General features: G+C 63.2%; 20 protein-coding genes. 3 read left to right on the top strand and 17 right to left on the bottom strand.

From position 1 onward, the window contains the following. Nucleotides 1–124: 124 nt before the first annotated feature. The 17 genes from ABE543_RS08365 to dnaA form a co-directional block, all read right to left on the bottom strand. Entirely contained in the window at nt 125–2,338 is a 2,214-nt protein-coding gene (locus ABE543_RS08365; protein ID WP_346475572.1) for an RHS repeat-associated core domain-containing protein, read from the bottom strand. Between the two features lie 14 nt (nt 2,339–2,352). Beyond that, complete coding sequence (locus ABE543_RS08360) at nt 2,353–5,601, bottom strand: DUF6531 domain-containing protein (protein ID WP_346475571.1); 3,249 nt, start codon at nt 5,599–5,601, stop codon at nt 2,353–2,355. Nucleotides 5,602–5,800: 199 nt separating this feature from the next. Next, nucleotides 5,801–6,892: a PA0069 family radical SAM protein gene (locus ABE543_RS08355; RefSeq protein ID WP_346475570.1), complete on the bottom strand. Its 1,092-nt coding sequence runs from the start codon at nt 6,890–6,892 to the stop codon at nt 5,801–5,803. A 77-nt stretch (nt 6,893–6,969) separates the two neighbouring features. Beyond that, the gene (locus tag ABE543_RS08350) at nt 6,970–7,713 is read right to left on the bottom strand and encodes a pyridoxine 5'-phosphate synthase (RefSeq protein ID WP_065182131.1); all 744 of its coding nucleotides are present in this window, start codon (nt 7,711–7,713) and stop codon (nt 6,970–6,972) included. A 9-nt stretch (nt 7,714–7,722) separates the two neighbouring features. Further along, complete coding sequence (locus tag ABE543_RS08345) at nt 7,723–7,992, bottom strand: hypothetical protein (protein WP_053517208.1); 270 nt, start codon at nt 7,990–7,992, stop codon at nt 7,723–7,725. Between the two features lie 40 nt (nt 7,993–8,032). Next, entirely contained in the window at nt 8,033–9,496 is a 1,464-nt protein-coding gene (cls, locus tag ABE543_RS08340) for a cardiolipin synthase (protein WP_346475569.1), read from the bottom strand. A gap of 160 nt (nt 9,497–9,656) precedes the next feature. Further along, entirely contained in the window at nt 9,657–10,070 is a 414-nt protein-coding gene (locus ABE543_RS08335) for a biopolymer transporter ExbD (protein WP_053517211.1), read from the bottom strand. A 3-nt stretch (nt 10,071–10,073) separates the two neighbouring features. After that, a complete protein-coding gene (locus ABE543_RS08330; RefSeq protein ID WP_053517212.1) occupies nt 10,074–10,499 on the bottom strand; it encodes a biopolymer transporter ExbD in 426 nt (141 codons plus the stop codon). A 61-nt stretch (nt 10,500–10,560) separates the two neighbouring features. Next, nucleotides 10,561–11,322 (bottom strand): TonB-system energizer ExbB, encoded by a 762-nt coding sequence (gene exbB, locus ABE543_RS08325; RefSeq protein ID WP_053517213.1) that lies wholly within the window; start codon nt 11,320–11,322, stop codon nt 10,561–10,563. Between the two features lie 92 nt (nt 11,323–11,414). Further along, on the bottom strand, nt 11,415–11,972 hold the full coding sequence (locus ABE543_RS08320; RefSeq protein WP_180876273.1) for an energy transducer TonB: 558 nt from the start codon (nt 11,970–11,972) through the stop codon (nt 11,415–11,417). A 254-nt stretch (nt 11,973–12,226) separates the two neighbouring features. Further along, entirely contained in the window at nt 12,227–13,420 is a 1,194-nt protein-coding gene (locus ABE543_RS08315) for a tetratricopeptide repeat protein (protein WP_128987818.1), read from the bottom strand. Nucleotides 13,421–13,552: 132 nt separating this feature from the next. Then, nucleotides 13,553–14,359, bottom strand: a complete 807-nt coding sequence (locus tag ABE543_RS08310) for a M48 family metallopeptidase (RefSeq protein WP_053517217.1) — start codon at nt 14,357–14,359, stop codon at nt 13,553–13,555. A gap of 70 nt (nt 14,360–14,429) precedes the next feature. After that, nucleotides 14,430–15,275, bottom strand: a complete 846-nt coding sequence (locus ABE543_RS08305) for a CPBP family intramembrane glutamic endopeptidase (RefSeq protein WP_053517218.1) — start codon at nt 15,273–15,275, stop codon at nt 14,430–14,432. A gap of 67 nt (nt 15,276–15,342) precedes the next feature. Continuing rightward, nucleotides 15,343–17,802: a DNA topoisomerase (ATP-hydrolyzing) subunit B gene (gene gyrB / locus ABE543_RS08300; RefSeq protein WP_164151460.1), complete on the bottom strand. Its 2,460-nt coding sequence runs from the start codon at nt 17,800–17,802 to the stop codon at nt 15,343–15,345. 112 nt (nt 17,803–17,914) lie between these two features. Next, nucleotides 17,915–19,009 carry a DNA replication/repair protein RecF gene (gene recF / locus ABE543_RS08295; RefSeq protein ID WP_065182135.1) on the bottom strand — a complete coding sequence of 365 codons (1,095 nt, stop codon included), beginning with the start codon at nt 19,007–19,009 and terminating at the stop codon, nt 17,915–17,917. Nucleotides 19,010–19,716: 707 nt separating this feature from the next. Continuing rightward, nucleotides 19,717–20,817, bottom strand: a complete 1,101-nt coding sequence (dnaN, locus tag ABE543_RS08290; RefSeq protein WP_005411731.1) for a DNA polymerase III subunit beta — start codon at nt 20,815–20,817, stop codon at nt 19,717–19,719. Between the two features lie 275 nt (nt 20,818–21,092). Further along, on the bottom strand, nt 21,093–22,424 hold the full coding sequence (dnaA, locus tag ABE543_RS08285; protein ID WP_065174068.1) for a chromosomal replication initiator protein DnaA: 1,332 nt from the start codon (nt 22,422–22,424) through the stop codon (nt 21,093–21,095). 254 nt (nt 22,425–22,678) lie between these two features. On the opposite strand from dnaA, the gene rpmH reads away from it, so the two are divergent. Genes rpmH through yidC form a run of 3 tightly spaced genes read left to right on the top strand, consistent with a single transcriptional unit; the run spans nt 22,679 to nt 25,034 of the window. Next, on the top strand, nt 22,679–22,819 hold the full coding sequence (gene rpmH, locus ABE543_RS08280) for a 50S ribosomal protein L34 (protein ID WP_005411729.1): 141 nt from the start codon (nt 22,679–22,681) through the stop codon (nt 22,817–22,819). A 5-nt stretch (nt 22,820–22,824) separates the two neighbouring features. Next, nucleotides 22,825–23,319: a ribonuclease P protein component gene (rnpA, locus tag ABE543_RS08275; RefSeq protein WP_262218830.1), complete on the top strand. Its 495-nt coding sequence runs from the start codon at nt 22,825–22,827 to the stop codon at nt 23,317–23,319. Continuing rightward, nucleotides 23,319–25,034: a membrane protein insertase YidC gene (yidC, locus tag ABE543_RS08270; protein WP_346475568.1), complete on the top strand. Its 1,716-nt coding sequence runs from the start codon at nt 23,319–23,321 to the stop codon at nt 25,032–25,034. Before rnpA ends, yidC begins: the two co-directional genes overlap by 1 nt. Nucleotides 25,035–25,037: the final 3 nt, after the last annotated feature.

Raw genomic sequence — 25,037 nt, 5'->3', positions numbered from 1 at the left:
CCTACCATGTCCTTCTCTCCCCAGGCCTCGCCTGACAGAATTCTGCCAATAGTCACCACGAGGAAGTTCACCGGAAGCATCAATAGAAATGCCATGCCAAGCCAGAAAAGTGTTTTCATAATTTTTACTTTCCACAATCGCAGGGCGATGCAGGGTCCGTTACGTTATCTTTTATCCCTTTTGCGACTTCGTTCGCGTCCGACAACTTAGCATTTCCTCGTAGCATGTTCCGGATTCCTTTAGTCAGGCCTGTGACTGAGTTGAAGTCACTCGCATATCGTCCGATCTGAGCTCCGTGTGCGCCAAGTACCGCACCACCGACTTTTTCCAACGCTGGCGTCCTCTGTTTGCCGTCGAAGGCTGTCGCCAAGTTGTTGGCGCCGTCGTGAAACGTTGCAAGGCCAAGGGCAGCTACAGATAAGCCTATAAGTCCGCCATCTTCGCTTCCGGCGATAGACGCAATGATGGCGTCTGCCCCACCTGCAGCCAAGGCGCCGGCTCCTGCGACCATATCGGCTACCCCCAGCACCGCTCCAAGGTAGTCCGTTTTGCAGAGTCCGAGCGGATCAAAGCCGCTGATTGGGTTTCCCTCCGCATAGGCATAGGTGTTCATCCCACCCGCCAACCCAATCGGATCACTCTGCACATAACGCCCAGCGCTCGCGTCATAGTCACGGAATCCGTTGTACCAGAGCCCACTCTCACTGTCGTAGTACTGCCCCGGGAAACCAATGTTGAGCCCACCGATATCGTCCTTCAGGACGCTGCGCCCGTAGGCATAGTTGTACGCTTTCCACACCACCTGCTGCGCCTTGTTGGTCGCATATTCCGGCCGCCCCAGATGGTCGTTGTGAACGAAGTTCACCGACCCCTTCCTGTCGATGCCAACCAGCTCACCACCGAACCACAGGTAGTTCGTCCAGGTGTTCCCGGTCTGTTCGGCCAGAAGCTGGTTCTGACCTGCATAGAAGTAGCGACTGGTCGAGCTCGCGCTGCTCTTGCCCACGCGCTGCCCTTGGGCATTGAGCAGATAGTCCGTTCGTTGCCCGCCTACGTTGCTTTGAATCATCCGGTTGAACGGGCCGTAGGTGAACGTCGAGATGCGGCTGCCCGATGTTTCGCTGATCCTGTTGCCGAGCGCATCGTACTGATACGTACGGGTGCCATCCTGGTTGATGAACTGCAGCATCCGGTTGCTGCTTGCGTCGATGACGTAGCGGGTCGCCTCTGTTTTTGCGTTGAGCGCGGTGTAGTTCCCACCCGCGTCATGGGAAAGCGTATAGGCGATGCCAGCTCGTGTCAGCGTGCTCAGGCGTCCCAGTGCGTCATAGCCCAGGACCTGGCTGAGGTTGCTCGTCACATCGTCGTTGATCTTGATGATCTCGTTGTCGCCGTTGTAGCGGTATGACGTGCGGCTGAGAGCGGTGGTCTGCTGATTCCGCACCGCCTGGGCCTCCAGGCGGCCGCCCTGATCGAACGCGTAGCTGCGCGCCAGGCCGTTGCCAAAGGGCATGCGTTGCCGCGCTCCCAGAGCGGAGTAGACGCTGGGTCCAACAATCTGTTGCGTCACCGAGCCCTTGGTGAGGGTCATGGACTGCGGAAAGCCCCTACTGTTATAGACGTACTTCGCGAGCGTGCCATCGGGATAGGTGACGGTGCTGTTCCTCCCGATACTGTCATAGGTGTAGCTGACAGTTCCCTCACTCAGGGTGTTCGCCTGCGAAAGCTGGTCAGTCCGGCTTACCAGCTGTCCTGCGGCGTTGTACGTGAAGCGCGCGCTTGCACCTGGAGCCGAATGGGCACACAGACGCCCCTTGCCGTTCACGCAGTTGTCGTACGTATAGGTCTGCTGCTGCCCCTCAGCATTCTGGCTGGTCAAGCGGCCCAGCCCGTCGTACCCGTAACCGACAGTGCTGCCGTCGTTCAACACTGTCGCAATGCGCTTGCCCGCCGCGTCGTACTCATGGTCTGTCCGACCCGTGTCCGGACTGTTCTGCGTCCAGAGCTGTCCAAATCCATCGGTCTGGTAGGTCGTTACCAGGCCGCGGGGATCGGTCACAGATGCCAGCCGGTCACCCTTGTCGTAGGCAAAGCGTGTCGTTCCGCCATTCGCATCCGTCTGTACGAGCAATCGACCCAGCGGATCATAGGAGTATCGGCTCACCCGGTTCTGGGAATCGGTGGTCTGCACCAGCCGATCCTCCAGATCATAGGCATAGCGCACATTGCGCCCCTGATCATTCCGCTCGGCGACAAGCCTTCCCAGCTCGTCGTAGTCGTAGTTCACGGCCGAGACGATGGTGTTGAGCCCCATCATGGCCAAAGCAATTGTGGACATGGTCTTGGCTTTCCTTAGCGGGGTTGTTCACAGAAGATCAGGTTGCAGCTTCCTGTATGGTTCTCGGCTCTGATCGTTATCTGTCCCTTAGGTCCCCAGGCGGTTGCACCGGATGCGAGCTGCCCGAAGTACTGGAACTGGGCAACTCCGCTGCCACTGTTGACCGGCGAGACGTTGATGGTGAAGGTCGCGACGGCACCAGGAGCCACCGTATTGTTGAGCCCCACGGATTGACTCGTCCGCAACGTCGTCAGCGCCAAGTAGGTGTCACCGGGGTTCCAGACAACGTTGCCGGTGTTCCGGAACTGGAATGTCACCGTGGACGTTTCACCATTGAAGATGTGCTCTGGGCCGGCTGACGCCTGCACCAGCTCAGCAGTACGCGAGATGGTTGGAACGGTGAACGTGCCGGACCGATTGATGGCCAGGTTGGGGCCGCCCCAGGGAGAGATGCCATGAACATAAAGCGGCTTTCCGCCATGAACGCTTCGTGTATTTGCATCCAATGCAAGTCCGAACCAGTAAGAGCCTTGTGATTGGCAAGCCTCTTTCACATCGTCATTCGGGATCAACATACCGGTCACACTGCCGAGGTAGGTGCCGCTCCCTGCAGGTCCACCTGCGTAGACATGAACCGTGGTCGCGGCGTTGACTCCTACCGAGCAGGCCCATCCCTGCACGGAATAGTTCCAGTTCCCATCATTCATGATCCCTGCAACATCACCGATGATGTGCGCGGTGGGAATGGAGAAGGTGCTGGAGTTGTCCAGAGCTCGGTTGTACTGCGCGCCCAGCGGAGAGTGGCCGTAGAGCGTGATCTTTTTCCCACCCAGCTGCTGGCGCTGTTCCAGCGTGAGGGGGAGCTGGAATCGATATGCGTTTCCTGTTGCCTGGCACGCGGATGCTACCTGGCTCTCGCTGGCGAGGTTCGCCTGTGCGCTGCCGAGATAGGTTCCGCCCTCCGCATAGCCATCAACCTGGATGGACGAAGCCGATCCCGAGGAGCAGGCCCAGCCTCGCACGAACCAGTTCCATTGCGCGTCGTGGGTGACCTCGTCGATTACGCCCCTGACAACGCTCTCGCTGGAATAGTCCGTCTGCGCGATTTCAGTGCGTGTGCGATTGGATGCGGTGTCATACGTGTGACGCGTCCACAGCCAGTTGCCGTCCCCAATCGGCTGAACTTCGCTCATCAGGCGCCGGCCAGCGTCGTAGCTGTATAGCGTCTTGATTCCCACAGGTGTGGTGATGCTGGCAATGTCGCCCGTCGCGTTGTACGTCGTTGTGGTCGTTGCCCAACCGGACCCTGTGTTGATCCGGTCTACCAGAACACGGCCGCGAGCGTCATAGGTGATTTCACGGACATCGCCATTGGGTCCGGTGATACGGCCCGGCTGCCCCAGTTCGTTGTAGGCGGCGTACGTCACCCTGTGCCCCAACGCGTTGGTGACACTGGACAGATCTCCCTTCGCATTGAAGGTGGACGTGATGTCGTCCTGCGCCAAGGGGCCATCTTCCTTGACGGAAGCCGTCAGTCCATTGGCGTGGTAGGTATAGGTGTACTGAGTGGTTCTGGCCTGACCATTGACGCCGGCAGCACTGAGATTTCGTGTCGTGACCGAGCTGACGTTACCGCGGCTGTCATAGCTGAAGCTGGTCTCGCGATCACCAACCCGCGTTTCCTTCAGCAGATGCCGTCCCGCCGCATCCCACTGATAGAGCGTGACACGTTCCGCAGCGCTGCCAACGGCCTCGGCCTTCCTCAGCAGATTGCCATCGGGGCTGTAATCAAAATCGGTGACGTTGTCGACAAAGTCGTGAACGAGGTCAGGATTGCCATTGGCATCGTAGGTGCGTTCCTTGTAGCTGGCGGGACAGGTCGTTGACCGGTTGCCGGTCACCGACACCTGGCGTCCGTCCTCATAGGCATACGTTGTCGTGCGGCCGAGTGGATTGGTCTCGCTGACCTTCAGTTTGACCGGACGGGTCCGATCCCCGGCTGCGGCCAACAGCACGCCTTGGGCGCTCGGATCGGCGGCGATTTGAACTGGGCCGCCGGGCAAGGACCGGGGCTGGATGCAGATATTGCCTTGGCCCGGTCTGTACTCACACCAACCCGTCTCTTCGTTGCCCCGGATGCCGCCTGGATGCACTGGCGCTGGAGGGACCGCCACCGGCGCGCTGCTCTCGATGGCGTAACTGAAGGTGTGCCGCTCGATACCGCCGGCATGTTCCGAGAGCGTTGCTCGCCTGTTGGCATCGTAGGCGAAAGTAGAGTAGCGCACGCCGTTGTAGGACTTGCCGGTGAAGCCACCTGGATATCGCGCGTCCTCGTAGTGGTAGCTGATCGTGGTCTGCGGCGAACCCGGTAGGGTTGCGCTGGCAAGACGCGCACGCCCCGTGCCGAACGCATTCGGGGTATAGGTGTACTGGTAGACGTTGCCCGCAGGATCCTTGACCTGTGTCAGCGATCCATTGGACCAGACGAACTGGATGCTGCGGCCGGAGGAATGCGTAACCTTCTGCAGATACTTGTCGCTGTACGTGAATGTCCAGAAGACGCCCTGCTCATTGCGAAGCTCGGTAATGTATCCAGCGGCGTCGTACCGCTCGCTGCCCAGCTCCTCGTTGTACAGGGTGAAGCTGCCATCGCTGTTCTTTGTCAGGTAGGCGATCGGCTTGGCACGATCCTCGTTCCAGCGCCCGTTCGCTTCGCTCCAGACGAACTTGAGCCTGCGACCGTCCGGCCGCTGTGCCCAGGCCGTCTTCTGCGCGTTCGAGAATGCGATGCTGTAGTCGAAGTTGCTGATCCAGTGGTTGCCAAACAGGCCAGCAGCACTCCAGTGATGGTTGTAGGTGCGCTCCAGGTACAGGCCCATCTCCCCACCGACGGTGAAGTCCCGTTCGATTTCGACCTTGTTGCCGGTGTAGAGCACAACGGGGTTGCCCTTGCGCTCGCCGCAGTCATCACGACGATCGTCGGTTTCCTGTTCCACCGCTGTCCTGGCGGGCATCGACGCGTCCGAGTGGTAGGACACCCCTATGCCAATCGAGATGACACCTGAAGTGCCAACTGATGGACCACGCAGATGGGTAACGGTGATCTTGTCCAGATCCTTGATTCCGGAGTCCCCGTTGTTGTTCTGATAGAAGACCCTGGTTGCCTTTTTCGCGGACGCAGGAGGTGCCAGGAGGAAGCCCGATATCAGCACGGGCAGCAGAAGTGCGGCGGTGGTAGACACGCCTTTCGAACGGAGCTTCATGCTCGCTTTTATTCCTTGTGTTGCCAGATCTGAAGTCGCTTTCGCCTGAACCGTGAGTTCAGGAGGAAGTGGATAGTAATCTGGAGTTCACACAGTTGAACAGAGCGATGTGCGCAGTCGCGATGTCGTATCCGTCGCCGAGGCGCAGATCGTGATCACGGTTTTCCATACGCGTTCCGCAGTAGCCAGTGCCACTACTTCAGAACAACGACCCCTGAGGCGAATCCACCTTCGGCGGCAGTGGCTTCTGGAAGCGGCTGCAATCCAGTTTCGGCCAGTGGCTGTTCTGGGCGTCGAAGCCCAGGCGCTTGCGCGCCAGCTTGAAGCGGTTGTTCAACAGATCCGCATAGACCCCCTGGCCCCGCATGCGCGTGCCGAAGCGGCTGTCATAGTCCTTGCCACCGCGCAGCTGCTGGATGGTGCTCATCACGTGCGCGGCGCGATCCGGATGGTGGGCGTCCAGCCAGTCGCGGAACAGCGGTGCAACCTCCAGAGGCAGGCGCAGCAGCACATAGCCGGCAGTACGCGCGCCCGACGCGTGCGCCGCTTCGAGCACGCCTTCCAGTTCACTGTCATTGATCCACGGAATCACCGGCGCAACCATCACGCCAACCGGAATGCCCGCCTCGTGCAGACGCTTCATCGCGCGCAGGCGCGCGTGCGGTGCAGAGGCGCGCGGCTCGAGCTTCGCCGACAGGCGTGGATCCAGCGAGGTCACCGAGAAATGCACGCTGGCCAGGTTCTCTGCCGCCAGTGGCGCAAGCAGGTCGATATCGCGCTCGACCAGCGCGTTCTTGGTGATCAGCGAGAACGGATGCTTCGTCTCCAGCATCACCTCGATCAACTGACGGGTCAGCTTGAACTTGCGCTCGATCGGCTGGTACGCATCGGTATTGATGCCGAGCGCGATCGGTTGCGGGACGTAGCCTGGCCGGGACAGCTCCTTGCGCAGCAGCTGCGGCGCATTGGTCTTGGCAAACAGCTTGGTCTCGAAATCCAGGCCCGGCGACAGGTTCAGATAGGCATGCGACGGGCGCGCGAAGCAGTAGGAACAACCGTGCTCGCAGCCACGATACGGATTGACCGACTGGCTGAAGCCCACGTCCGGGGAGGTATTGCGGCTGATGATGCTGCGCGCGGTTTCAGCGCGTACCTCGGTGCGCAGACGGGGGGCCGCGAACTCTTCGCTTTCATCCACTTCCCAGCCGTCGTCCACTGCCTCGCTGACGGTGCTCTCGAAGCGCCCGGCAAGGTGGGAGCTGGACCCTCGGCCTTTGATCGCGATACCCATGTGGGTAGCCTACGCCGCTGCCGTCTCAGCGGCTGCGACAACAGTATTGGCCCCGCCGGGCAGGGTCCGGCGCTACCTCAGAGCAGCGCCAGATAGCCCCGAACGGTCGCATCCAGCCCGTCATACAGGGCCTCGCCGATCAGCGCATGCCCGATCGAGACCTCCAGCACCTCCGGCACGTTCGCCAGGAAGTCACGCAGGTTGTCCTGCGACAGATCATGGCCGGCGTTCACACCAAGCCCAACGGCCTGCGCGCGGCGCGCGGCCGTGGCGAACAGCGCCAGCATCGCTGCGGCGTCGCCTGCGGCGTGCGCTTCGGCATAGGGTCCGGTGTACAGCTCGATGCGATCGGCGCCGACCTCGGCCGCCTGTTCCAGCAGCGGGTTGCCGGCATCGACGAACAGGCTGACCCGGCAGCCCATCGCCTTCAACTCCGCCACCAGCGGACGCAGGCGCTCGCCGTCGCGCTCGAAGTCGAAACCGTGGTCGGAGGTGATCTGGCCATCGCCGTCCGGCACCAGGGTGGCCTGCGCCGGACGCGTCTGCGCGCACAGCGGCAGCAGCCCCGGGTAGCCGTCGCGTGGCGGTGCGAAGGGATTGCCTTCGATGTTGAATTCGACGCCACGGACGCGGGTCAGCGTGGACAGCGCAAGCACGTCCTCGGCGGTGATGTGGCGTCGATCAGGTCGCGGATGCACGGTGATGCCATGGGCGCCGGCATCCAGGCAGGCCTGGGCGGCACGCACCACATCGGGTTCGGCACCACCGCGCGAATTGCGCAGGACGGCGATCTTGTTGACGTTGACACTGAGCTGGGTCATCGAACGGTACTACTTGGAAAGAGGGGACGGATCGTGTTCGTCGCGTTGATCCGCGCCACGGGCCTCGGCCTGCTCACGCAGGCGGCGCAGCTCGTCGGCATCGATCAGGGTTGAGGGATCACTCTGCAGATCACCGAACCGGGCCACGTAGCGGCCACGCACCCAGGCCAGCAGGAAGGCGAGGGCCGCCAGCAGCGCCAGCGCCATCAGCCCCGGGCTTGGGGTTTTCAGCGCGAAGGCGAAACAGCCCAGCGCCGGCAGCAGGTACAACCAGTACATAGTCAGGCTCCCCGGATGATCGCCGCAGTGTAGCGCCGCCTTACAGCAGCGGCGAGGCCAGGCGCGCGAAGGCCTCGGGCAGGCGTTGCAGCCACAGCGAGCGGGCCGCGGCCTGGTCGTGCACGCGGGTAGCGCGCTCGAACTCGGCCTCCAGCAGGGCCGCCAGGGCGGCCACCCGCTCGCGGTCGCTGATCATCATCGACAGTTCGAAGTTCAGGCGGAAGCTGCGATGGTCGAAGTTGGCACTGCCGACGATGCAGACATCGTCGTCGGCGATGAAGGCCTTGGTATGCAGCATGCGGGGGCCGTACTCGTAGATCTTCACCCCGGCGTGCAGCAGCTCGTCGAAGTAGGACCGTGCGGCCTGGGTCACGAACCAGGAATCGCTCATCTTCGGCACCAGCAGCCGCACGTCCAGCCCCCCCAGCGCGGCCGAGGTCAGCGCCATCCGCGCGGCTTCGCCCGGCACGAAGTAGGGCGTGACCAGCCACACGCGCTCCTGCGCTTCCTGGATGGCCGCCACGTGGAGCCGGTGGATGGTCTCCCAGCCCGAGTCCGGGCCGGACACCAGCACCTGTGCGTTGATCGAGCCTTCGCCGCGGAGCGGCATGTCCGCCGGCCACATCCGCGCGATGTCGAAATGCGAGTGGTCCTGACCGCTGGCGTAGAGCCAGTCCTCGGCAAACACCAGTTGCAGGCTGCGGACCACGTGACCGCGGATGCGCATGTGCAGGTCGCGATAGGCGTTGGCGTTGCGGCTCTCATCCTCGTCATCGGTGATGTTGATGCCGCCGGTGAAGGCGAGGCGGCCATCGACGATCACCAGCTTGCGGTGGGTGCGCAGGTTCAGCCACGGTCGCTTGAAGGGCTTCAGCAGCTGGCGGGGATGGAACCAGACCGCTTCACCGCCGGCGTCGAGCAGCGGCTGCAGGAAGCGTCGCGGCACCGCGGACGAGCCCACTGCATCGAGCAGCAGCCGCACCTGCACGCCGGCGCGGGCACGTTCGACCAGGGCATCACGCAGTGCGGTTCCGGCATGGTCGGGATTGAAGATGTAGTACTCCAGATGCACGTGGTCACGCGCCTGCGCCACCGCTTCCAGCAGCGCGGCATAGGTCGCCGCGCCATCGACCAGCCAGGTCACTTCGGTGGCACTGCTCGGCGCCAGTCCGGTGGTGGCCTGGGCGATCTTGGCCAGCTCGGTGCAATCGGCATCGGGCGGGCAGACGTCGCTGTAATGCTCCATCCCCGATCGCGCGCGGCCACGACGCAGGCGCTGCCGCTTCACCTTCTGCGGACCGAGCAGGTAATAGATGAAAAGGCCGAGGTAGGGCAGCAGGGCCAGCGACAGGATCCAGCTCAGCGTGGCTACCGGTTCGCGCTTCTGCAGCATGATCCAGCCCGCCAGCGCGAGCAGGTACAGCAGGTAGGCCACGGCCAGGATCGAACCCAGGTGGGCAATGCCATCAAGCCAGTGGCGGAGGGAGTCGAAGAGGGCGAGCATGCGCCGATCATAGCGGGCGCGTGAAGTCAGAGGGGGTCAGATCCCTTTTCCGCAGGGAAAGGGATCTGACCCCGTCGGGCTTCGCAGGCACAAAAAAAGACGCCCCTGTCTCCAGGGGCGTCTGCAGTCGCGTCATGACTGTTGTGTTGCGGTATTGCGTTTACTGCTGTACGAAGCCGATCTTCTTCATCTGAGCATTCTTCGCGGCAGCCAGAACCTTGGCCATCACGTCGTACTCGGAATCCGGGCTTGCATCGATCCGCAGTTCCGGCTGGTTGGTCGGGTCACGCTGGACCTCCTGTTCCATCCGCTGCTGCAGCTCGCTGGTGCTGATCGGGCTGTTGTTCCACGAGACCTGGTTGCTGGCGTCGATCTTCAGTTCGATCGGCGGCGGCGGTTCGACCAGCTGCGGCGGTGGGTTGAGCACGCGCTGCGGCAGGTCCACGGCGATCGGGTAGGTCATGATCGGCGCGGTCACGATGAAGATGATCAGCAGCACCAGCATCACGTCCACGAGGGGCGTGACGTTGATGTCGGCCATGGGGCCCTTGCCACCACCACTACTGAATGCCATGGCTTATTGCCCCTTTTCTTTGGTCGCGACGAAGCCGACGTCCAGCATGCCCTGCTCCTGCGCGACCTTGGTCAGGTCGTTGATGACGCGCATCTTGGTGGTGCGGTCACCACGCAGGTTCAGCGGCGGCTGCGGGGTCTGCTGGGCGGCGGTCGCCAAGCGCGACTCGAGCGTCTGCTTGGTGATTTCTTCGTCGTTCCAGTAGATCGAGCCGTCTTCCTTGACTGCCAGGGTGATCGGACCGGAGCGCTTTTCGGCGTCATCCGGATTCTGGATCAGGTTGGCTTCCGGCAGATCCACCTTGACCTTGTGGGACATCAGGGGCGCCGTGATGATGAAGATGATCAGCAGCACCAGCATCACGTCCACGAGGGGCGTAACGTTGATGTCGGCCATGGGGCCGCCGCTGTTACCACTACTGAAAGCCATAACGGGCTCCGTCTAGATCTTGATGACTACTTGCTTCGTCGCGGGTGGAAGCGCGCCGCAATTAGCGGACGCGCGAACCGGTGGCGAAGAAGTCGTGCAGGTCGTGCGCGAAGGTATCGAACTTGCTGATGGTCGCGCTGTTGATCTTGCTGAAGAAGTTGAAGGCGAACACGGCCGGGATCGCGACGAACAGACCGATCGCGGTCATGATCAGCGCTTCACCCACCGGGCCGGCAACGGCGTCGATCGAAGCGGAGCCGGTGGCACCGATCTTGATCAGCGCACCGTAGATGCCCCACACGGTACCCAGCAGACCGACGAACGGAGCGGTCGCGCCGACGGTGGCCAGCAGGGTCATGCCCGACTGCAGCTTGTTGCTTTCGCGGGTGACGGCCTGACGCAGGGCGCGGTCGACGAATTCCGAACGGCTCAGGTTCTCACCCAGGCCACCGGTACCGCCGCCTTCAGCGCGCTGGTGGTGGGCAGCTGCCTGGGCAGCGTCCAGGGCGATCTTCGAGAACGGCTCCGAAGCCGGCTGCTCTTCCATCGCACGGATGGCGTCCTGCGCGTTCGGGGTGTCCCAGAACAGGCTGACGACGCGATCGGCAGCGCTCTTCAGGCGGGTGGCGCGGAAGATGTTGATGACGGTCCAGTACCAGGACATGGCCGACATGATCACCAGGGTCAGCAGCACGACCCAGGAAACAGCGAAATCACCCGGCTTGGTGGTCATTTCGTGGATCAGGTGCTCGAAGCCCATCTGCGACAGGGCGTTGGACGGATTGCCCCCGGCAGCAGCGGCGATGAAAATTTCCTGCAGCATGACGCTTACCTTTGTTGTGTGTGGTGATAAAGGGTGTAGCTAAGCTAAACAATCGAACCGGAGCGGGGGTGGCCCGAAGCCACCCGAACGCATCAGTTCAGCGCAAAGTTGACCGGGACGCGAACGCGACCTGCCGTCTTCTTACCGCCAGATTCAGCGGCGTTGAAGCGCCACTTGCGTGCTGCTTCCATCGCAGCACGGTCCAGGTCGCGGTTACGGCTGGACTTTTCCACCGTGACATTGGTGACGTTGCCGCTGGCATCGACATCAATGATCAGGATCACTTCACCCTGGATACCTGCGCGGAATGCTGCCGGCGGATAACGCGGGGGATTCATCGCCTTGGACGAGATGTCCACGCTGGCCTCGATCGACGCCGGCGGGCTTGGCGGCGACGGCGGGGTCGGCGGAGTGACGATATCGTTCGGACGCGGTTCCGGCACGTCCACGACCGGCGCCTGCGGCGGCGGCGGGACCGGCGACGGCTTCGGCGGCGACAGATTCTTCACCGGCGGCGGCGGAGTATCTGTCGGCGGCGGCGGCGGCGGCGGCGGGGGCGGCGGCGGCGGTGCGTCGACGATGGTCACCATCACATTGCGTTCCTTCTCCGCAGCGGCCTTGGGAGCCACGGCAGGGATCAGAAGCATCATGAAGGCGGCCAGATGCAGGGCGATTACAAACGCGATGCCGACGATGCGAGGCCAGCTCAGCCCCTTGTCATCGGGTTGTTCGTACCGGTGAACGACTAGTTGTTCCGTCATGCGCCAAGAGCTCAATAGTGGGGCCGGGATGCCGGGGGCGGAATCCCTGATCAGCGGTGCATGACACCGCAGGAACCTCCAAGCTTATACCAATCCTGAGCGCCTGCGCATCAACTGAGCAGGCGTTCAGGCGTTATTCCTACTTACTTCAGGTTGATGATTTTCTTGGCATCAGCCTGGTTCTTCACGCCCTTCGCCAGCGCCTGCTGGGCGGCCTGCTTGGCCTCGGGGACGCGACCTTCGGCATGCAGGACGCGTGCCAGGTTCAGGTAGGTCTCACCGTCCTTGGACAGCGGGGCGGCCTTCTGCCACGCATCGATCGCCTGCGGCACCTGGTCGGAGTAGTAGTAGGACTGGGCCAGCGCCAGGTAGACCTGGTAATCCGGCTTCAGGATGCCCTTCTGCAACCCTTCGTTGATGACCGCGATGACGTCCTTTTCCTTGTTCTCGGTGTTGGCATAGATCGAGTACAGCTGCTTGTACTCGCGCTCTTCGGTGAGCTGGCCGCTGCTGCGCAGCTTGTCCATCACCGCGGCGGCCTTGGGCATCTGGTCGGCCTGCATGTACATGTTGGCCAGGTTCAGCTGCGCCTTCTTGTCGTTCGGGTTCTTCGCCGCCAGGGCCTCGGCGGCCTGCACGGCTTCACCGGTCTGGCCGGCCTCGGACAGGGCGGCCATCAGCAGCTGGTTCCAGCTGTCCTTCGGCTCGGTGGAGCCGGCGATCGCCTGCTTCAGCACCGGGATCGCTTCCTGGTAGCGCTCCAGCTGGTACAGCGCCTGGCCCTTGGCGATCAGCTCTTCCGGCTTGGTCGACTTGCTCTCGGCGAAGTACTTGTCCAGGGTGGCCAGGCCTTCGGCGGTCTGGTCTTCCTGCAGCTGCAGCTGGCCCAGCATCAGCATCGACTGGAAGTGGCCGTTGTTGTCCAGGCCGTTGAACTGCAGCACCTGCTTCAGGTAGGCGATGGCGGCGGCGACATCGTCGGTCTGGTAGGCGGCCTGCGAAGCCAGCTGCGCGGCCAGCGACTTGTCGTACTCGTTCGCGGCGCTGTCAGCCAGGATCGCGTCGGCCTGGGTGCGGGTCTCCGGGAACTTTTCCTTGTTGTAGCTGTCTACCAGTTTCTGCAGCTTGCCACCCATCTTGGCCGAGGACTTGGCCGCCGGCTCCTGGCGGGTCGCATTGGGGTACAGCGGTTCGGCCTTGGCCTGCTTGCTGCTGCCGCCGCGGTTGCCACGGTCGGAGGAACGCGAGGACTGCGCGAGCGCATCGGTGACCACGGCGCCGGTCAGGGCGGTCGCGACGAGGACGGAAAGCACAGCTTTGTGTTTACGGAAAATCATCGTTCACCTCGATCGAACCGCCGGATAGCGGCAAAGTCGGACTGTCAGAAAAATCTGAGCCGCCAAACGTATCAGAAACAGATGGCGTGAGAAATCGTTTTATGTGCTGCAATACAGCATGAAACTGCGCACTCATCCGCACTTTGGTCGCAGTCCGGCCGCCTGCGCCTGCTGGTAGACCGGCATCAGGGCAGGGGAATCACGTCGCAGCTCCTGGATCCGGTTGGCCGGATCGGGGTGGGTGGACAGCCATTGCGGGCTGCGTCCGCCGCTGGCGGCCATCATGTTCTGCCACAGGTCCACCGCCTGCGCCGGGTTGAAGCCGGCCTGCGCCATCAGCCGCTGGCCGATCACGTCCGCCTCGCTTTCCTGGGTCCGCGAGCCCGGCAGCAGGAACGCCGTCTGTGCCCCCATGCCGCCAAGCTGGTTGACCGTGCTGGCCGCGCCTTCGCCATAGGCAGCGCCGGCCAGTGCGCCGAGTACCGCCAGGCCGGTCTGCGCGCCCATCTGCCGGGTGATGCGCTCCTCGTGGTGGCGGGCGATGACATGGCCGATCTCGTGGCCGATCACGGCCGCCAGCTGGTCCTGGTTCCTGGCTACGGTGAAGATGCCGGTGTTCACGCCCACCTTGCCGCCAGGCAGGGCGAAAGCATTGGGTTCCTTGTCGACGAACACGGCGGTTTCCCACCGTACGCCACGGTATTGTGGAGGCAGCTGGGCGACCAGCGCGTTGACCACGCACTGCACGTAGCCGTTCTGCCGGCCGTCCGTGCTGATCTTTTCCTTCTGCTTCGTCTCGGCGAACGCCTGCGCGCCGAGCTGGTCAAGCTGTGCCTGCGAGACGCCACCGATCATCTGCCGCCGTCCGGTCGGCGAGGTGGTGGTCGCGCAGGCGCTGACCAGGGTGGTGATGACAAGGGCCAGCAGCAGTTGTTTCATGGGTCCACCCCCGTGTTCATGAGCGCAGTGTGTATCGTCGCTGCTTAATCTTTCGTCAAGCGGACAGCCGTTACGTCGCGCCGAAGAACACCAGCGCCACCAGTGCCACGGCATTGTTCAGGGCATGTGCGGCGATGGCCGCCCACAGCGTTCCGGTACGGCGGTACAGCCAGCAGAATGCAGCGCCCATGCCGCCGTAGACCAGCCAGAGCTGGGCGATCTCGGCCGGGCCGTTGGCGCTGGTGCCGGGAATTTCATGGATCAGGGCGAAGGCAAGGCTGCTCAGTATCATGCCCAGCCAGGGGCGACCGGCCTGCCACAAGCGCCCGAACAGGACGCGCCGGAACAGCAGTTCCTCGTAGGCCGGCGCCAGCACCACCGCGAACAGCATCAGGAACAGCGGAAAGCGCGCGACCGCGTTCTGCATCAGTTCCACGTTGGTCGGCACCGGTTCGATGCCGAACTGCCGGGACAGGAAGGCGATGCCGTTGCTGCCCACTACGATCAACGTGGCCACCAGCAGCGTCCAGCCCCAGGTGGAGGGCCGGCGCAGCGCGTCACGCGACGCCTGGCGTTCGGCCGCATTGGCCGGTCGTCGCCAGAAATACAGCAGCAGGGCCGCGCCGCCGGTAGCGAACAGCGCCATCAGGATCTGCGCCAGGGCACCCGGCTGGCCCAGTGCTTCGGTCAGGGTGCCGGGATCGGGTGCGGCGCCGTTGGCCTTCGCGTTTGCGTAGCCGACCATCATTCCGCGGTACAGGCCCCAGAACAGGCCACTGATCAGGCTCAGGCCGAACAGGGTGACGGCGGCGATGCCCAGATCGATGAAGAATCCCGCCAGCGGCGAAGCGGCGCGGGGGGCGGCGGTCGCCGGCGGAACCGGCGGCGGTGCGGAAACCGGAGCGGAAGCGGACATCAGATACCTGCGATCAAGGGGCAAGGGCCGGCGCGCCTCCCCGCGCACCGGCCACGTCCCGATTGTGTCAGATATCCAGGTTGGCGACCTTCAGTGCGTTGTCTTCGATGAAGTCGCGACGCGGCTCGACGACATCGCCCATCAGGGTGCTGAAGATCTGATCGGCGGCCACGGCGTCTTCGATGCGTACCTGCAGCAGGCGGCGGGTATCCGGATTCACGGTGGTATCCCACAGCTGTTCCGGGTTCATTTCACCCAGGCCCTTGAAGCGCTGGATCTGGCGACCGCGCTTGGCTTCATCCAGCAACCAGTTCTGCGCCTTGACGAACGAATCGACCTCGATCGACTTGGCACCGCGGGTGATGGTCGCCCCCTCGCGTACCAGGCCATGCAGCAGCTTGGCTGCCTGGTGGATCGCGCGCAGTTCGCCGGTTTCCAGGGCCGAAAGCGGCAGCACCTGGATGTGCTCCTCGCCCATGTGGCGTCGGGTCACCAGCACGGCCGCGGGGCGCTGTTCATTGGCCTCCTGCAGTTCCAGGCTGAAACGCGGGCTGCCCAGGCTGCCCTGGTTCAGGCGCCTGGCCAGCGCGTCCAGGCCTTCGCCTTGTCCGGCATTGCGCAGGGTGTCCGGTTCCAGCGGCATGAAGTCGACCAGCGCTTCGAGCAGGTTGCGATCATAGCGATGCGCATTGCGTTCGATCGCGTCCTGCGCGGACGCGTAGGCCAGCAGCAGCTTCTCCAGGGCAACGCCTTCGATGCCGGGCTCGCCGGCGGCCGGCACCAGCGACGCGTTCTCCACCGCGCTGCTGGCCAGATAGCTGTCCAGCGCCGGATCATCCTTCAGGTACAGCTCCTGCTTGCCCTGCTTGATCTTGTACAGCGGCGGCAGGCCGATGTAGACGTAGCCGCGCTCGATCAGCTCCGGCATCTGACGGTAGAAGAACGTCAGCAGCAGCGTGCGGATATGGGCGCCGTCGACGTCGGCGTCGGTCATGATGATGATCTTGTGGTAGCGCAGCTTGTCCGGGTTGTACTCATCACGGCCGATGCCGGTACCGAGCGCGGTGATCAGCGTGCCGACCTGGTCGGACGACAGCATGCGGTCGAAGCGCGCACGTTCCACGTTGAGGATCTTGCCGCGCAGCGGCAGCACCGCCTGGTTCTTGCGGTTGCGACCCTGCTTGGCCGAACCACCTGCCGAGTCACCCTCGACGATGAACAGCTCGGACAGCGCCGGATCCTTCTCCTGGCAGTCGGCCAGCTTGCCCGGCAGGCCGGCGATATCCAACGCGCCCTTGCGGCGCGTCAGGTCACGGGCCTTGCGGGCCGCTTCGCGCGCGCGCGCGGCATCGACGATCTTGCCGGCAATCGCCTTCGCTTCGTTCGGATTCTCCTGCAGGAATTCTTCCAGACGCTGGCCGAAGGCACTTTCCACGGCCGGACGCACGTCCGAGCTGACCAGCTTTTCCTTGGTCTGGCTGGAGAAGCTGGGATCGGGCACCTTCACCGACAGCACCGCGATCATGCCCTCTCGCATGTCATCGCCGGTCAGGTTGATCTTTGCCTGCTTGGCGATGCCGTTCTGCTCGATGTAGTTGTTGAGCACACGGGTCAACGCACCGCGGAAACCGGCCAGATGGGTGCCGCCGTCCTTCTGCGGAATATTGTTGGTGAAGCAGTACATCGTTTCCTGGTAGGAATCGGTCCACTGCAGCGCCACTTCCACGGTGATGCCGTTGGATTCGCCGCTGACCGCGATGACGTTCGGATGCAGCGGCGTCTTCAGCTGGGCCAGATGCTCGACGAAACTGCGGATGCCGCCTTCATAGTGGAAGTCGTCGCGCCGGCCATCGCCGCGTTCGTCCGCCAGCACGATCTTGACGCCGGAGTTCAGGAACGACAGTTCACGCAGGCGACGGGCCAGGATGTCGTAGTGGAATTCGACGTTGTCGTGGAACGCGACGGTCGACGGCCAGAAGCGCACGGTCGTGCCGCGCTTGGTGGTGCTTTCCAGCTTGGCCAGCGGGCTGACGGCAGCGCCGTTGCTGAATTCCTGCTGGTAATGGAAGCCGCCCTGGAATACGTCCACCAGCAGCTTCTGCGACAGCGCATTGACCACGCTGACACCCACACCATGCAGGCCGCCGGAAACCTTGTAGCTGTTGTCGTCGAACTTGCCACCGGCGTGCAGGACCGTCATCACCACTTCGGCTGCCGAGACTTCGCGGCCCAGCTTGGCGCTCATCTGCTCATGCTTGCCGACCGGAATACCACGACCGTTGTCGGAGACCGACACCGAACCGTCGGCGTGGATCGTCACCGCGACATGGTCAGCATGACCGGCCAGCGCCTCATCGATGGAGTTGTCGACCACCTCGAACACCATGTGGTGCAGGCCGGTACCGTCATGGACGTCGCCGATGTACATACCGGGACGCTTGCGGACAGCCTCCAGGCCTTCCAGGGCGGTGATGCTGTTGGCGTCGTAGTTGCCATTGTTTACCGGGGTGTTCTGTTCGTCGCTCATTGCGCTTGCCGTAGGCTCCGCAGGTCGGGCACCACAGGAAGCGGTGCGCCGAGAATGAAAGGATTGCAACCCGAATTATACCAGCCAGGGTCGAGCGGCCCTGTTGTACGCACTATGGCACAGCCACGATCTGTCCATGTTCCACGTGGAACCGGGTGATGTCGGTCAGCGCCTGCAGCGCGGCCGGCGTTTCGGTTGCCGTGACGAAGATCTGCGCCGGGCCGGCAAGCAGGCGCTCCAGCACCCGCGCCTGGTGGGTGCGATCCAGTTCGGAGGCCAGATCGTCCAGAGCAATGACCGGCCATTCCCCGCGCTGTTCCGCATAGTCTTCGGCCTGGGCCAGCAGACACGCCAAGGCCGTGAGTTTGGCCTGGCCGCGCGACAGCGCGTCCCGCCCTGGAATATGGCTGAAGTCCACGCTCCAGTCCGCCCGATGGGGCCCAACGGATGTATAGCCCGCCTGCCGGTCCCGCTCGCGTGCCAACAGCAGTGCATCGGCCAGCGGCAGTTCGTGGCGGCGCCATCCCGGACTCAGGTCCAGCGCCTGGATACCCAGCTGGGGGGCAAGACTGGCCGCCAGCGCGATGGTGCGCTCCTGCAGCCGCTCCAGATAACGCTGACGTCGGCTGGTCAACGGTTCGCCGGCCTCAGCCAGTTCGTGATCCCACGTATCGAGCATCCTCGCCGGCCCTCCCTGCTTGAGCAGGGCGTTGCGCTGCTTGAGCGCCCGTGAGTAGCGGCGCCACAGGGACAGAAAATCCGGTTCCACGTGGAACAATCCCCAATCGAGGAAACGCCGACGGGGCTCACCACCACCGCTGACCAGAGCATGGCTGCCCGGCTCGAACGTCACCACCGCCAGTGCAGCACATAGATTGCCAAGCTGGCTGACATCTTCACCATCCAGACGCCCCTTCCAGTCCTGTCCGCTATGGCGGAGACCGGCCTTGCGGCGGTGCGGCGATGACTGGCCGCGCTGTTCGTCCCATTCCACAAAGATGTCCAGCGCATCCTGGCCCTGGCGCACCAGGCCGTCGCGCACCCGACCACGGAAGCTGCGCCCGTAAGCCATCAGATGCAACGCCTCCAGCACACTGGTCTTGCCGGCCCCATTGTCGCCCGTCAGCAGATTCAATCCCGGTTGTGGCGACAGATCCACCACGGCGAAGCGGCGCAGATGGTGCAGGACGAGGCGACGGATCTGCATGGGGTGCGAAGGACCATCCGCACGAAGCGGTAGAGGGGCAGGGAATCCATCAGCTTACTGCATCGGTCAAGTCCGCCGTTGGCGTCAGGCTATCGCCCTGCAGACCATGGCGCGGTTGCGAACGTGTCCTGACCGGCTTACGGACGACGGCCCGCAAAAAACCTGCCGCATTTCCTTGAAATCTGCGCACCAACACCCGTGGCGGTTCCACAGATTTCAAGAATTTCAAGCCAGCGGTTTCACGCTATGCACAGCGACCCGGTATTACTTATACACAAGGTATGGGCAATCTGTGGATAAAAAAGCCGCTTTGGCCCTGCCTGAAATCTATCCACAGGTTCCCCCCCAGCCCCAGGCGCCGATATGCAGGGGGTTTCATTGCACTAAAAACCAATGAAATCAATGAGATGACCCTGTTTTCCACGAAATCTGGCTCTACCATCACCACCAGGCTTTAGATTTATACCCAGATTTAGAAGCTAGGAAGGGCACACAGCGCCTGCAACGACGTCTGTGGATAGTCGCGTCAGCAACAGGAGCAACTACGCGGATCCGGGCAGGCAGAACAGCTATAGGGATCTGCCACACCGGGGACTGGCCCCTTGCAGCACGATGGAGAAACGGGATGCTCCACGTGGCCCCCCCCCCAAAAAAAACGCCCGGAACGTTCCGGGCGTCTTCTGGTTCCACGTGGAACAGCGCAACCGTCAGAGACGCAGCGGCATCACCACATGGCGGGACTTCTCGCTGCTGGACTCGCGCACCAGCGCCGACGAATTGGAGTCGCGCAGCTGGATGATGACCTCTTCGTCGCGCAATGCGGACAGGGCGTCCAGCAGGTAATTCACATTGAAGCCGATGGCCAGATCGCTGACGGTGGTATCGGCTTCGATCTCTTCCTGCGCTTCTTCCTGTTCCGGGTTATGCGCGCTGATCTTCAGGTTGCCCGGCGAAACTTCCACGCGGATGCCGCGGTACTTCTCGTTGGACAGGATGGCCGCACGCTGCAGCGAGGCGCGCAGTGCCTCACGGTCGACCTTCACTTCGCGGTCGGCACCAATCGGAATCACCGCTTCATAGTCCGGGAAACGACCGTCAATCAGCTTCGAGGTGAACGTGACATCGTCCCGCTTCACGCGCACGTGGCTGCGGCCTACCTCCAGCTCGATCTCCCGGTCGCCGCTCTCCAGAAGGCGCTGCAGCTCGGTCACGCCCTTGCGCGGCACGATGATCTGTCGCTTGGAGCCGCTGGGCTTGGCCAGATCCGTTTCACACAGGGCGAGGCGGTGTCCGTCGGTGGCCACCGTACGCAGCGCATCGCCACGCAGGTCGAACAGCAGGCCGTTGAGGTAGTAGCGCACGTCCTGCTGGGCCATCGCGAACGCAGTGCGTTCAATCAGCTCCTTCAGGGTCGCTTCGCCGATCGCCACGCGCTCGGTGGCTTCCACCTCGTCTACCGACGGGAAGTCGTTGGACGGCAGCGTTGCCAGGGTGAAGCGGCTGCGACCCGCCTGCACGGTGATCTTGTCACCGGTCTGCGAGACGGTGATCCGGCTGCCATCGGGCAGGGCGCGGATGATCTCGAACAGCTTGCGCGCCGGAATGGTGGTTTCGCCGTCCTGGGCATCTTCAACCGCGATCCGCGACACCATCTCCACTTCCAGGTCGGTACCGGTCAGCGAAAGCTGGCCGTTCTGCACCTGGACCAGGAAATTGGCCAGAACCGGAAGGGTCTGGCGGCGTTCGACCACGTTGACGACCTGTGCCAACGGCTTGAGAAAGGCTTCGCGCTGCAGTGTGAAACGCATGTGGTTCCGTGCCCCTATGCTTTAAAAAATGTGGAATAAATCAAAAGCTTGGTGGTGCTGGTAGAGACAGAATCGCTGGAAAACAACGTTAAGTCTTTGTAATAAAAAGGATTTCTGGCCTCGAAACCCTCTGTATTACCGCCCCCCAGAGGGTGGGGAAAGCTGTGGATAAATTCCGCGCGTTGTCAGGCGCCTTTTTTATCCACAACTCATCCCGCGCTTGCTACCGGATTCTGCACCGTTTTGTGCGATGACGCCTCATCGGCGTCCGTGCATCATTCGCTCAGCTTCCGGATCAGCTTGTCCCAGTCTTCGCGGAGCTTGCCGTCGGTTTCCATCAACGTCCGGATCTGACGGCAGGCATGCAGCACCGTGGTGTGATCGCGACCGGCGAATGCGTCGCCGATCTCGGGCAGGCTGTGCTCGGTCAACTCCTTGGTCAGGGCCATGGCGACCTGGCGCGGACGGGCCAGCGAGCGGGTGCGGCGCTTGGACAGCAGATCCTTGATCTGCAGCCCGTAGTAGTCGGCAACGGTTTTCTGGATGTTGGGAATGCTGATCGCCTGCTGCTGGGCGCGCAGCAGGTCACGCAGGGTTTCCTGCGCGAACTCGGTGGTGATCGCACGGCCGGTGAAGTTGGCGCGGGCGGTCAGGGTATTCAGCGCGCCCTCGAGGTCGCGCACATTGGAGCGCATCTTCTTGGCGATCAGGAACGCAACATCATCGGGAATCTCCGCACCGCGTTCGCGCGCCTTGGCCAGCACGATCGCCGCACGGGTCTCGAAGTCAGGCGGTTCGATTGCGACCGACAGTCCCCAGGCAAGCCGCGACTTGAGGCGCGCTTCCAGCCCTTCGACCTCACGCGGGTACCGGTCACAGGTCAGGATGATCTGCTGCTTGCCGTCGAACAGGGCGTTGAAGGTGTGGAAGAACTCTTCCTGGGTGCGATCCTTGCCGGCGAAGAACTGGATGTCGTCGATCAGCAGCGCGTCGACCTGCTGGAACTGGCGCTTGAACTGATCCATGGTCTTTTCCTGCAAGGCCCGGATCATCGCGCTGAAGAACTGTTCCGAGCGCAGGTACAGCACCTTCGCACCCGGATTGGCCTGGCGCATGGCGTTGCCGGCGGCGAACATCAGGTGGGTCTTGCCCAGTCCGGTGCCTCCGTACAGCAGCAGCGGATTGTGTGCGCGATCGCCCGGTTTCTGCGCTGCCTGGAACGCAGCGGCGAGGCCGAGCTGGTTGCTGCGGCCTTCGACGAAGTTGGCGAAGGTGTAATGGCTGTCCAGATTGCCGGCGAACGGCACCTGGGGTTCGCTGGCTGCGTGCGCCGAATGCGTGGAAACCGGCGCGGTCTGCGCCTCTACCGGGCGCGGACGGGAGCCGATTTCAAGAAAAACGTCGCTGAAACCAGCGAAATGCGCCAGCAGCTCGCGGATGCGCGGCAGGTACAGCTCGCGCACCTGGTCGACGATGAAGGCATTCGGTGCATACAGCACCAGGCTGTCCACGCGCAGATCGGCCTGCAGCGGCTTCAACCAGGTGTGAACGTCTTCAGGCGGGAACTCCGCTTCGAGGCGTTCGAGACTACGGGACCAGGCATCCATCAGCAATAATCGTCCGATGGCCGGGGTGGGGGCGCGACAAGGCGCCCAAACACAGGCCGGAAAGGGGGGAAATGGATGGCTCAGACTACCACCGAGCGCCCGCCTTCGGAATGCTTGTCCCCTACTTATTCACAAAAACATCCACAGCTATTGCACAGGCCGGTGAATTCGCGTAGTCCCCAGGGCTTGACGCGGGGTGGGGTACCTCTCTAGAATTTCCGGTTCTTTCCGTCCCATTCATACGAGAGGCCCCAATGGCCACCAAGCGCACCTACCAGCCCAGCAACCTCAAGCGTAAGCGCGACCACGGCTTCCGTGCCCGTATGAAGACCGCTGACGGCCGCAAGATCCTGTCGCGTCGCCGCGCCAAGGGCCGCAAAGTCCTGAGCGCCTGATTGCCATGCCGCACATCGCGGCAGACGCAATCCCTTCGACAGTGAATACTGCAGACCTGCGCAAGCGATTCCCTCGCTCTGCGCGGGTTCGCACGCGTGCCGAATACTCAACGGTCTTCAACGGCGCCCGCCGTGTGTCCGATCCGCTGATGACCCTGCACTGGCTGCCGGCTGACCGGCCGGCCAGGCTGGGTCTGGCGGTTTCCCGCAAGGTCGATCCGAACGCCGTGGGGCGCAACCGGATCAAGCGCGTCCTGCGCGACATCCTGCGTCAGACACGAACCGATATCCAGCCAGGCGACTTTGTCGTCGTGGCCCGTAGTGCTGCGCGTCACGCCAGCAATGACGACATCCGCCAGGCCTTCCTGCGCCTGCTGCGCCGCCTGCGTGCATTGCCCGCGCCGGGCGTGGACGGCACAATGCCGCCGCCTGATGGCATCGCAACTCCCTCTTTGACCGAGCCGGCACCGCGTTCCGGCCCCGCCGAGCCTGTCCGCTGATGAACCAGACCCGCGTATTTCTCATTTTTGCCTGGCTGATGGTGGCCGTGCTGCTGTGGATGGAGTGGAGCCGCGAGCAGGCCGCTCCGACCCCTGCTCCGACGACCCGTTCTGCCCCGGCCGCGGCGCAGACCGTGCCGGGCGCCGCCGCAGGCAGCGTTCCCACCGCCCAGGTGCCGGCGGCCCCGGGCCAGGCGCCCACGCAGGCCCAGGCCAGCGCGACCCCGGCCGCCCAGCGCGTGACCGTCACCACCGACGTCCTGCGCCTGGTACTGGACGGGGGCCGCGTGCTCGACGCCGAGCTGCTGCAGTTCCCGCAGACCAAGGATGAAGGCAGCCCGCCGGTCCGCCTGCTGACCGAAGATCCCGCGCATCCGTACAGCGCGATCAGCGGCTGGGCAAGCCAGGACAAGAACGCCCCGGTGCCCGGCGCCGACGGCTTCAAGCTGGTCGGTGACACCCGCGACTTCGTGCTGGCCAAGGGCCAGAACGAACTGCAGATCCCGTTCGTGTGGACCGCCGACAACGGCGTGACCATCAAGCGCACCCTCACCGTCTCGCGCAACGAGTACGCCGTGCGCTTCAAGGATGAAGTCAGCAATGCCGGCGCCACCACGTGGAACGGCTACGTCTACCGCACCCTGGATCGCACCCCGACCATCCTGTCGCGGAGCATGACCAACCCGGATTCCTTCAGCTTCAACGGTGCCACCTGGTACGACAACGACAAAAAGTACCAGCGTCGTGCGTTCAAGGATTACCTGGAGGACGGTGCGCTGAACCAGAACATCACCGGCGGCTGGCTGGCGATGCTGCAGCACCACTTCTTCACCGCGTGGATCCCGCAGAAGGACCAGGTCGCCCACTACGTGCTGTCGCAGGTGGACGGTCGTGACCTGATCGAAGCGCGCGGACCGGCCTTTACCCTGGCCCCGGGCCAGTCCACCAGCACCGAAGCGCGCCTGTGGGTCGGCCCCAAGCTGGTCAACCTGATCGCCAAGGAAGACGTGCCGGGCCTGGATCGCGTGGTCGACTACAGCCGTTTCTCGATGATGGCGGTGATCGGCCAGGGCCTGTTCTGGGTGCTCAACCAGGTGCACAAGCTGGTCGGCAACTGGGGCTGGGCGATCGTCGGCCTGGTGGTGCTGCTGAAGCTGGTGCTGTACCCGCTGTCGGCCGTGCAATACAAGAGTGGCGCCAAGATGCGCCGCTTCCAGCCGCGCATCCAGCAGCTGAAGGAACGCTATGGCGATGACCGCCAGAAGTTCCAGACCGCGATGATGGAGCTGTACAAGAAGGAGAAGATCAATCCGATGGGCGGCTGCCTGCCGATCCTCATCCAGATGCCGATCTTCTTCGCCCTGTACTGGGTGCTGGTGGAGTCGGTCGAACTGCGCCAGGCGCCGTGGCTGGGCTGGATCCAGGACCTGACCGCGCGTGACCCGTACTTCATCCTGCCGGTGATCAACGTGGCGGTGATGTGGTTCACCCAGAAGCTCACGCCTGCGCCGGGCATGGACCCGATGCAGCAGAAGATGATGCAGTTCATGCCGCTGGTGTTCGGCGTCATGATGGCCTTCATGCCGTCCGGCCTGGTCCTGTACTGGGTGGTCAACGGCGGCCTGGGCCTGCTGCAGCAGTGGTGGATGACCAAGCGCCATGGCGGCGACCCGGTCCCGGCCACCGCCGCGTCGGCTCCGGTCAAGAAGAAGTGATCG

The sequence above is a fragment of the Stenotrophomonas sp. TWI169 genome (genome assembly GCF_039674705.1).
GTDB lineage: Bacteria > Pseudomonadota > Gammaproteobacteria > Xanthomonadales > Xanthomonadaceae > Stenotrophomonas > Stenotrophomonas maltophilia_P.
The sequence above is the reverse complement of the archived record's forward strand: the minus strand, read 5'-3'. Positions and strand labels throughout refer to the sequence as shown.

Bases quoted from the DNA above. Each gene is read 5' to 3' on its own strand.
- ABE543_RS08365 (WP_346475572.1), bottom strand. From the start codon at position 2,338: ATGTCCACAATTGCTTTGGCCATGATGGGGCTCAACACCATCGTCTCG.
- ABE543_RS08360 (WP_346475571.1), bottom strand. From the start codon at position 5,601: ATGAAGCTCCGTTCGAAAGGCGTGTCTACCACCGCCGCACTTCTGCTG.
- ABE543_RS08355 (WP_346475570.1), bottom strand. From the start codon at position 6,892: ATGGGTATCGCGATCAAAGGCCGAGGGTCCAGCTCCCACCTTGCCGGG.
- ABE543_RS08350 (WP_065182131.1), bottom strand. From the start codon at position 7,713: ATGACCCAGCTCAGTGTCAACGTCAACAAGATCGCCGTCCTGCGCAAT.
- ABE543_RS08345 (WP_053517208.1), bottom strand. From the start codon at position 7,992: ATGTACTGGTTGTACCTGCTGCCGGCGCTGGGCTGTTTCGCCTTCGCG.
- cls (WP_346475569.1), bottom strand. From the start codon at position 9,496: ATGCTCGCCCTCTTCGACTCCCTCCGCCACTGGCTTGATGGCATTGCC.
- ABE543_RS08335 (WP_053517211.1), bottom strand. From the start codon at position 10,070: ATGGCATTCAGTAGTGGTGGTGGCAAGGGCCCCATGGCCGACATCAAC.
- ABE543_RS08330 (WP_053517212.1), bottom strand. From the start codon at position 10,499: ATGGCTTTCAGTAGTGGTAACAGCGGCGGCCCCATGGCCGACATCAAC.
- exbB (WP_053517213.1), bottom strand. From the start codon at position 11,322: ATGCTGCAGGAAATTTTCATCGCCGCTGCTGCCGGGGGCAATCCGTCC.
- ABE543_RS08320 (WP_180876273.1), bottom strand. From the start codon at position 11,972: ATGATGCTTCTGATCCCTGCCGTGGCTCCCAAGGCCGCTGCGGAGAAG.
- ABE543_RS08315 (WP_128987818.1), bottom strand. From the start codon at position 13,420: ATGATTTTCCGTAAACACAAAGCTGTGCTTTCCGTCCTCGTCGCGACC.
- ABE543_RS08310 (WP_053517217.1), bottom strand. From the start codon at position 14,359: ATGAAACAACTGCTGCTGGCCCTTGTCATCACCACCCTGGTCAGCGCC.
- ABE543_RS08305 (WP_053517218.1), bottom strand. From the start codon at position 15,275: ATGTCCGCTTCCGCTCCGGTTTCCGCACCGCCGCCGGTTCCGCCGGCG.
- gyrB (WP_164151460.1), bottom strand. From the start codon at position 17,802: ATGAGCGACGAACAGAACACCCCGGTAAACAATGGCAACTACGACGCC.
- recF (WP_065182135.1), bottom strand. From the start codon at position 19,009: ATGCAGATCCGTCGCCTCGTCCTGCACCATCTGCGCCGCTTCGCCGTG.
- dnaN (WP_005411731.1), bottom strand. From the start codon at position 20,817: ATGCGTTTCACACTGCAGCGCGAAGCCTTTCTCAAGCCGTTGGCACAG.
- dnaA (WP_065174068.1), bottom strand. From the start codon at position 22,424: ATGGATGCCTGGTCCCGTAGTCTCGAACGCCTCGAAGCGGAGTTCCCG.
- rpmH (WP_005411729.1), top strand. From the start codon at position 22,679: ATGGCCACCAAGCGCACCTACCAGCCCAGCAACCTCAAGCGTAAGCGC.
- rnpA (WP_262218830.1), top strand. From the start codon at position 22,825: ATGCCGCACATCGCGGCAGACGCAATCCCTTCGACAGTGAATACTGCA.
- yidC (WP_346475568.1), top strand. From the start codon at position 23,319: ATGAACCAGACCCGCGTATTTCTCATTTTTGCCTGGCTGATGGTGGCC.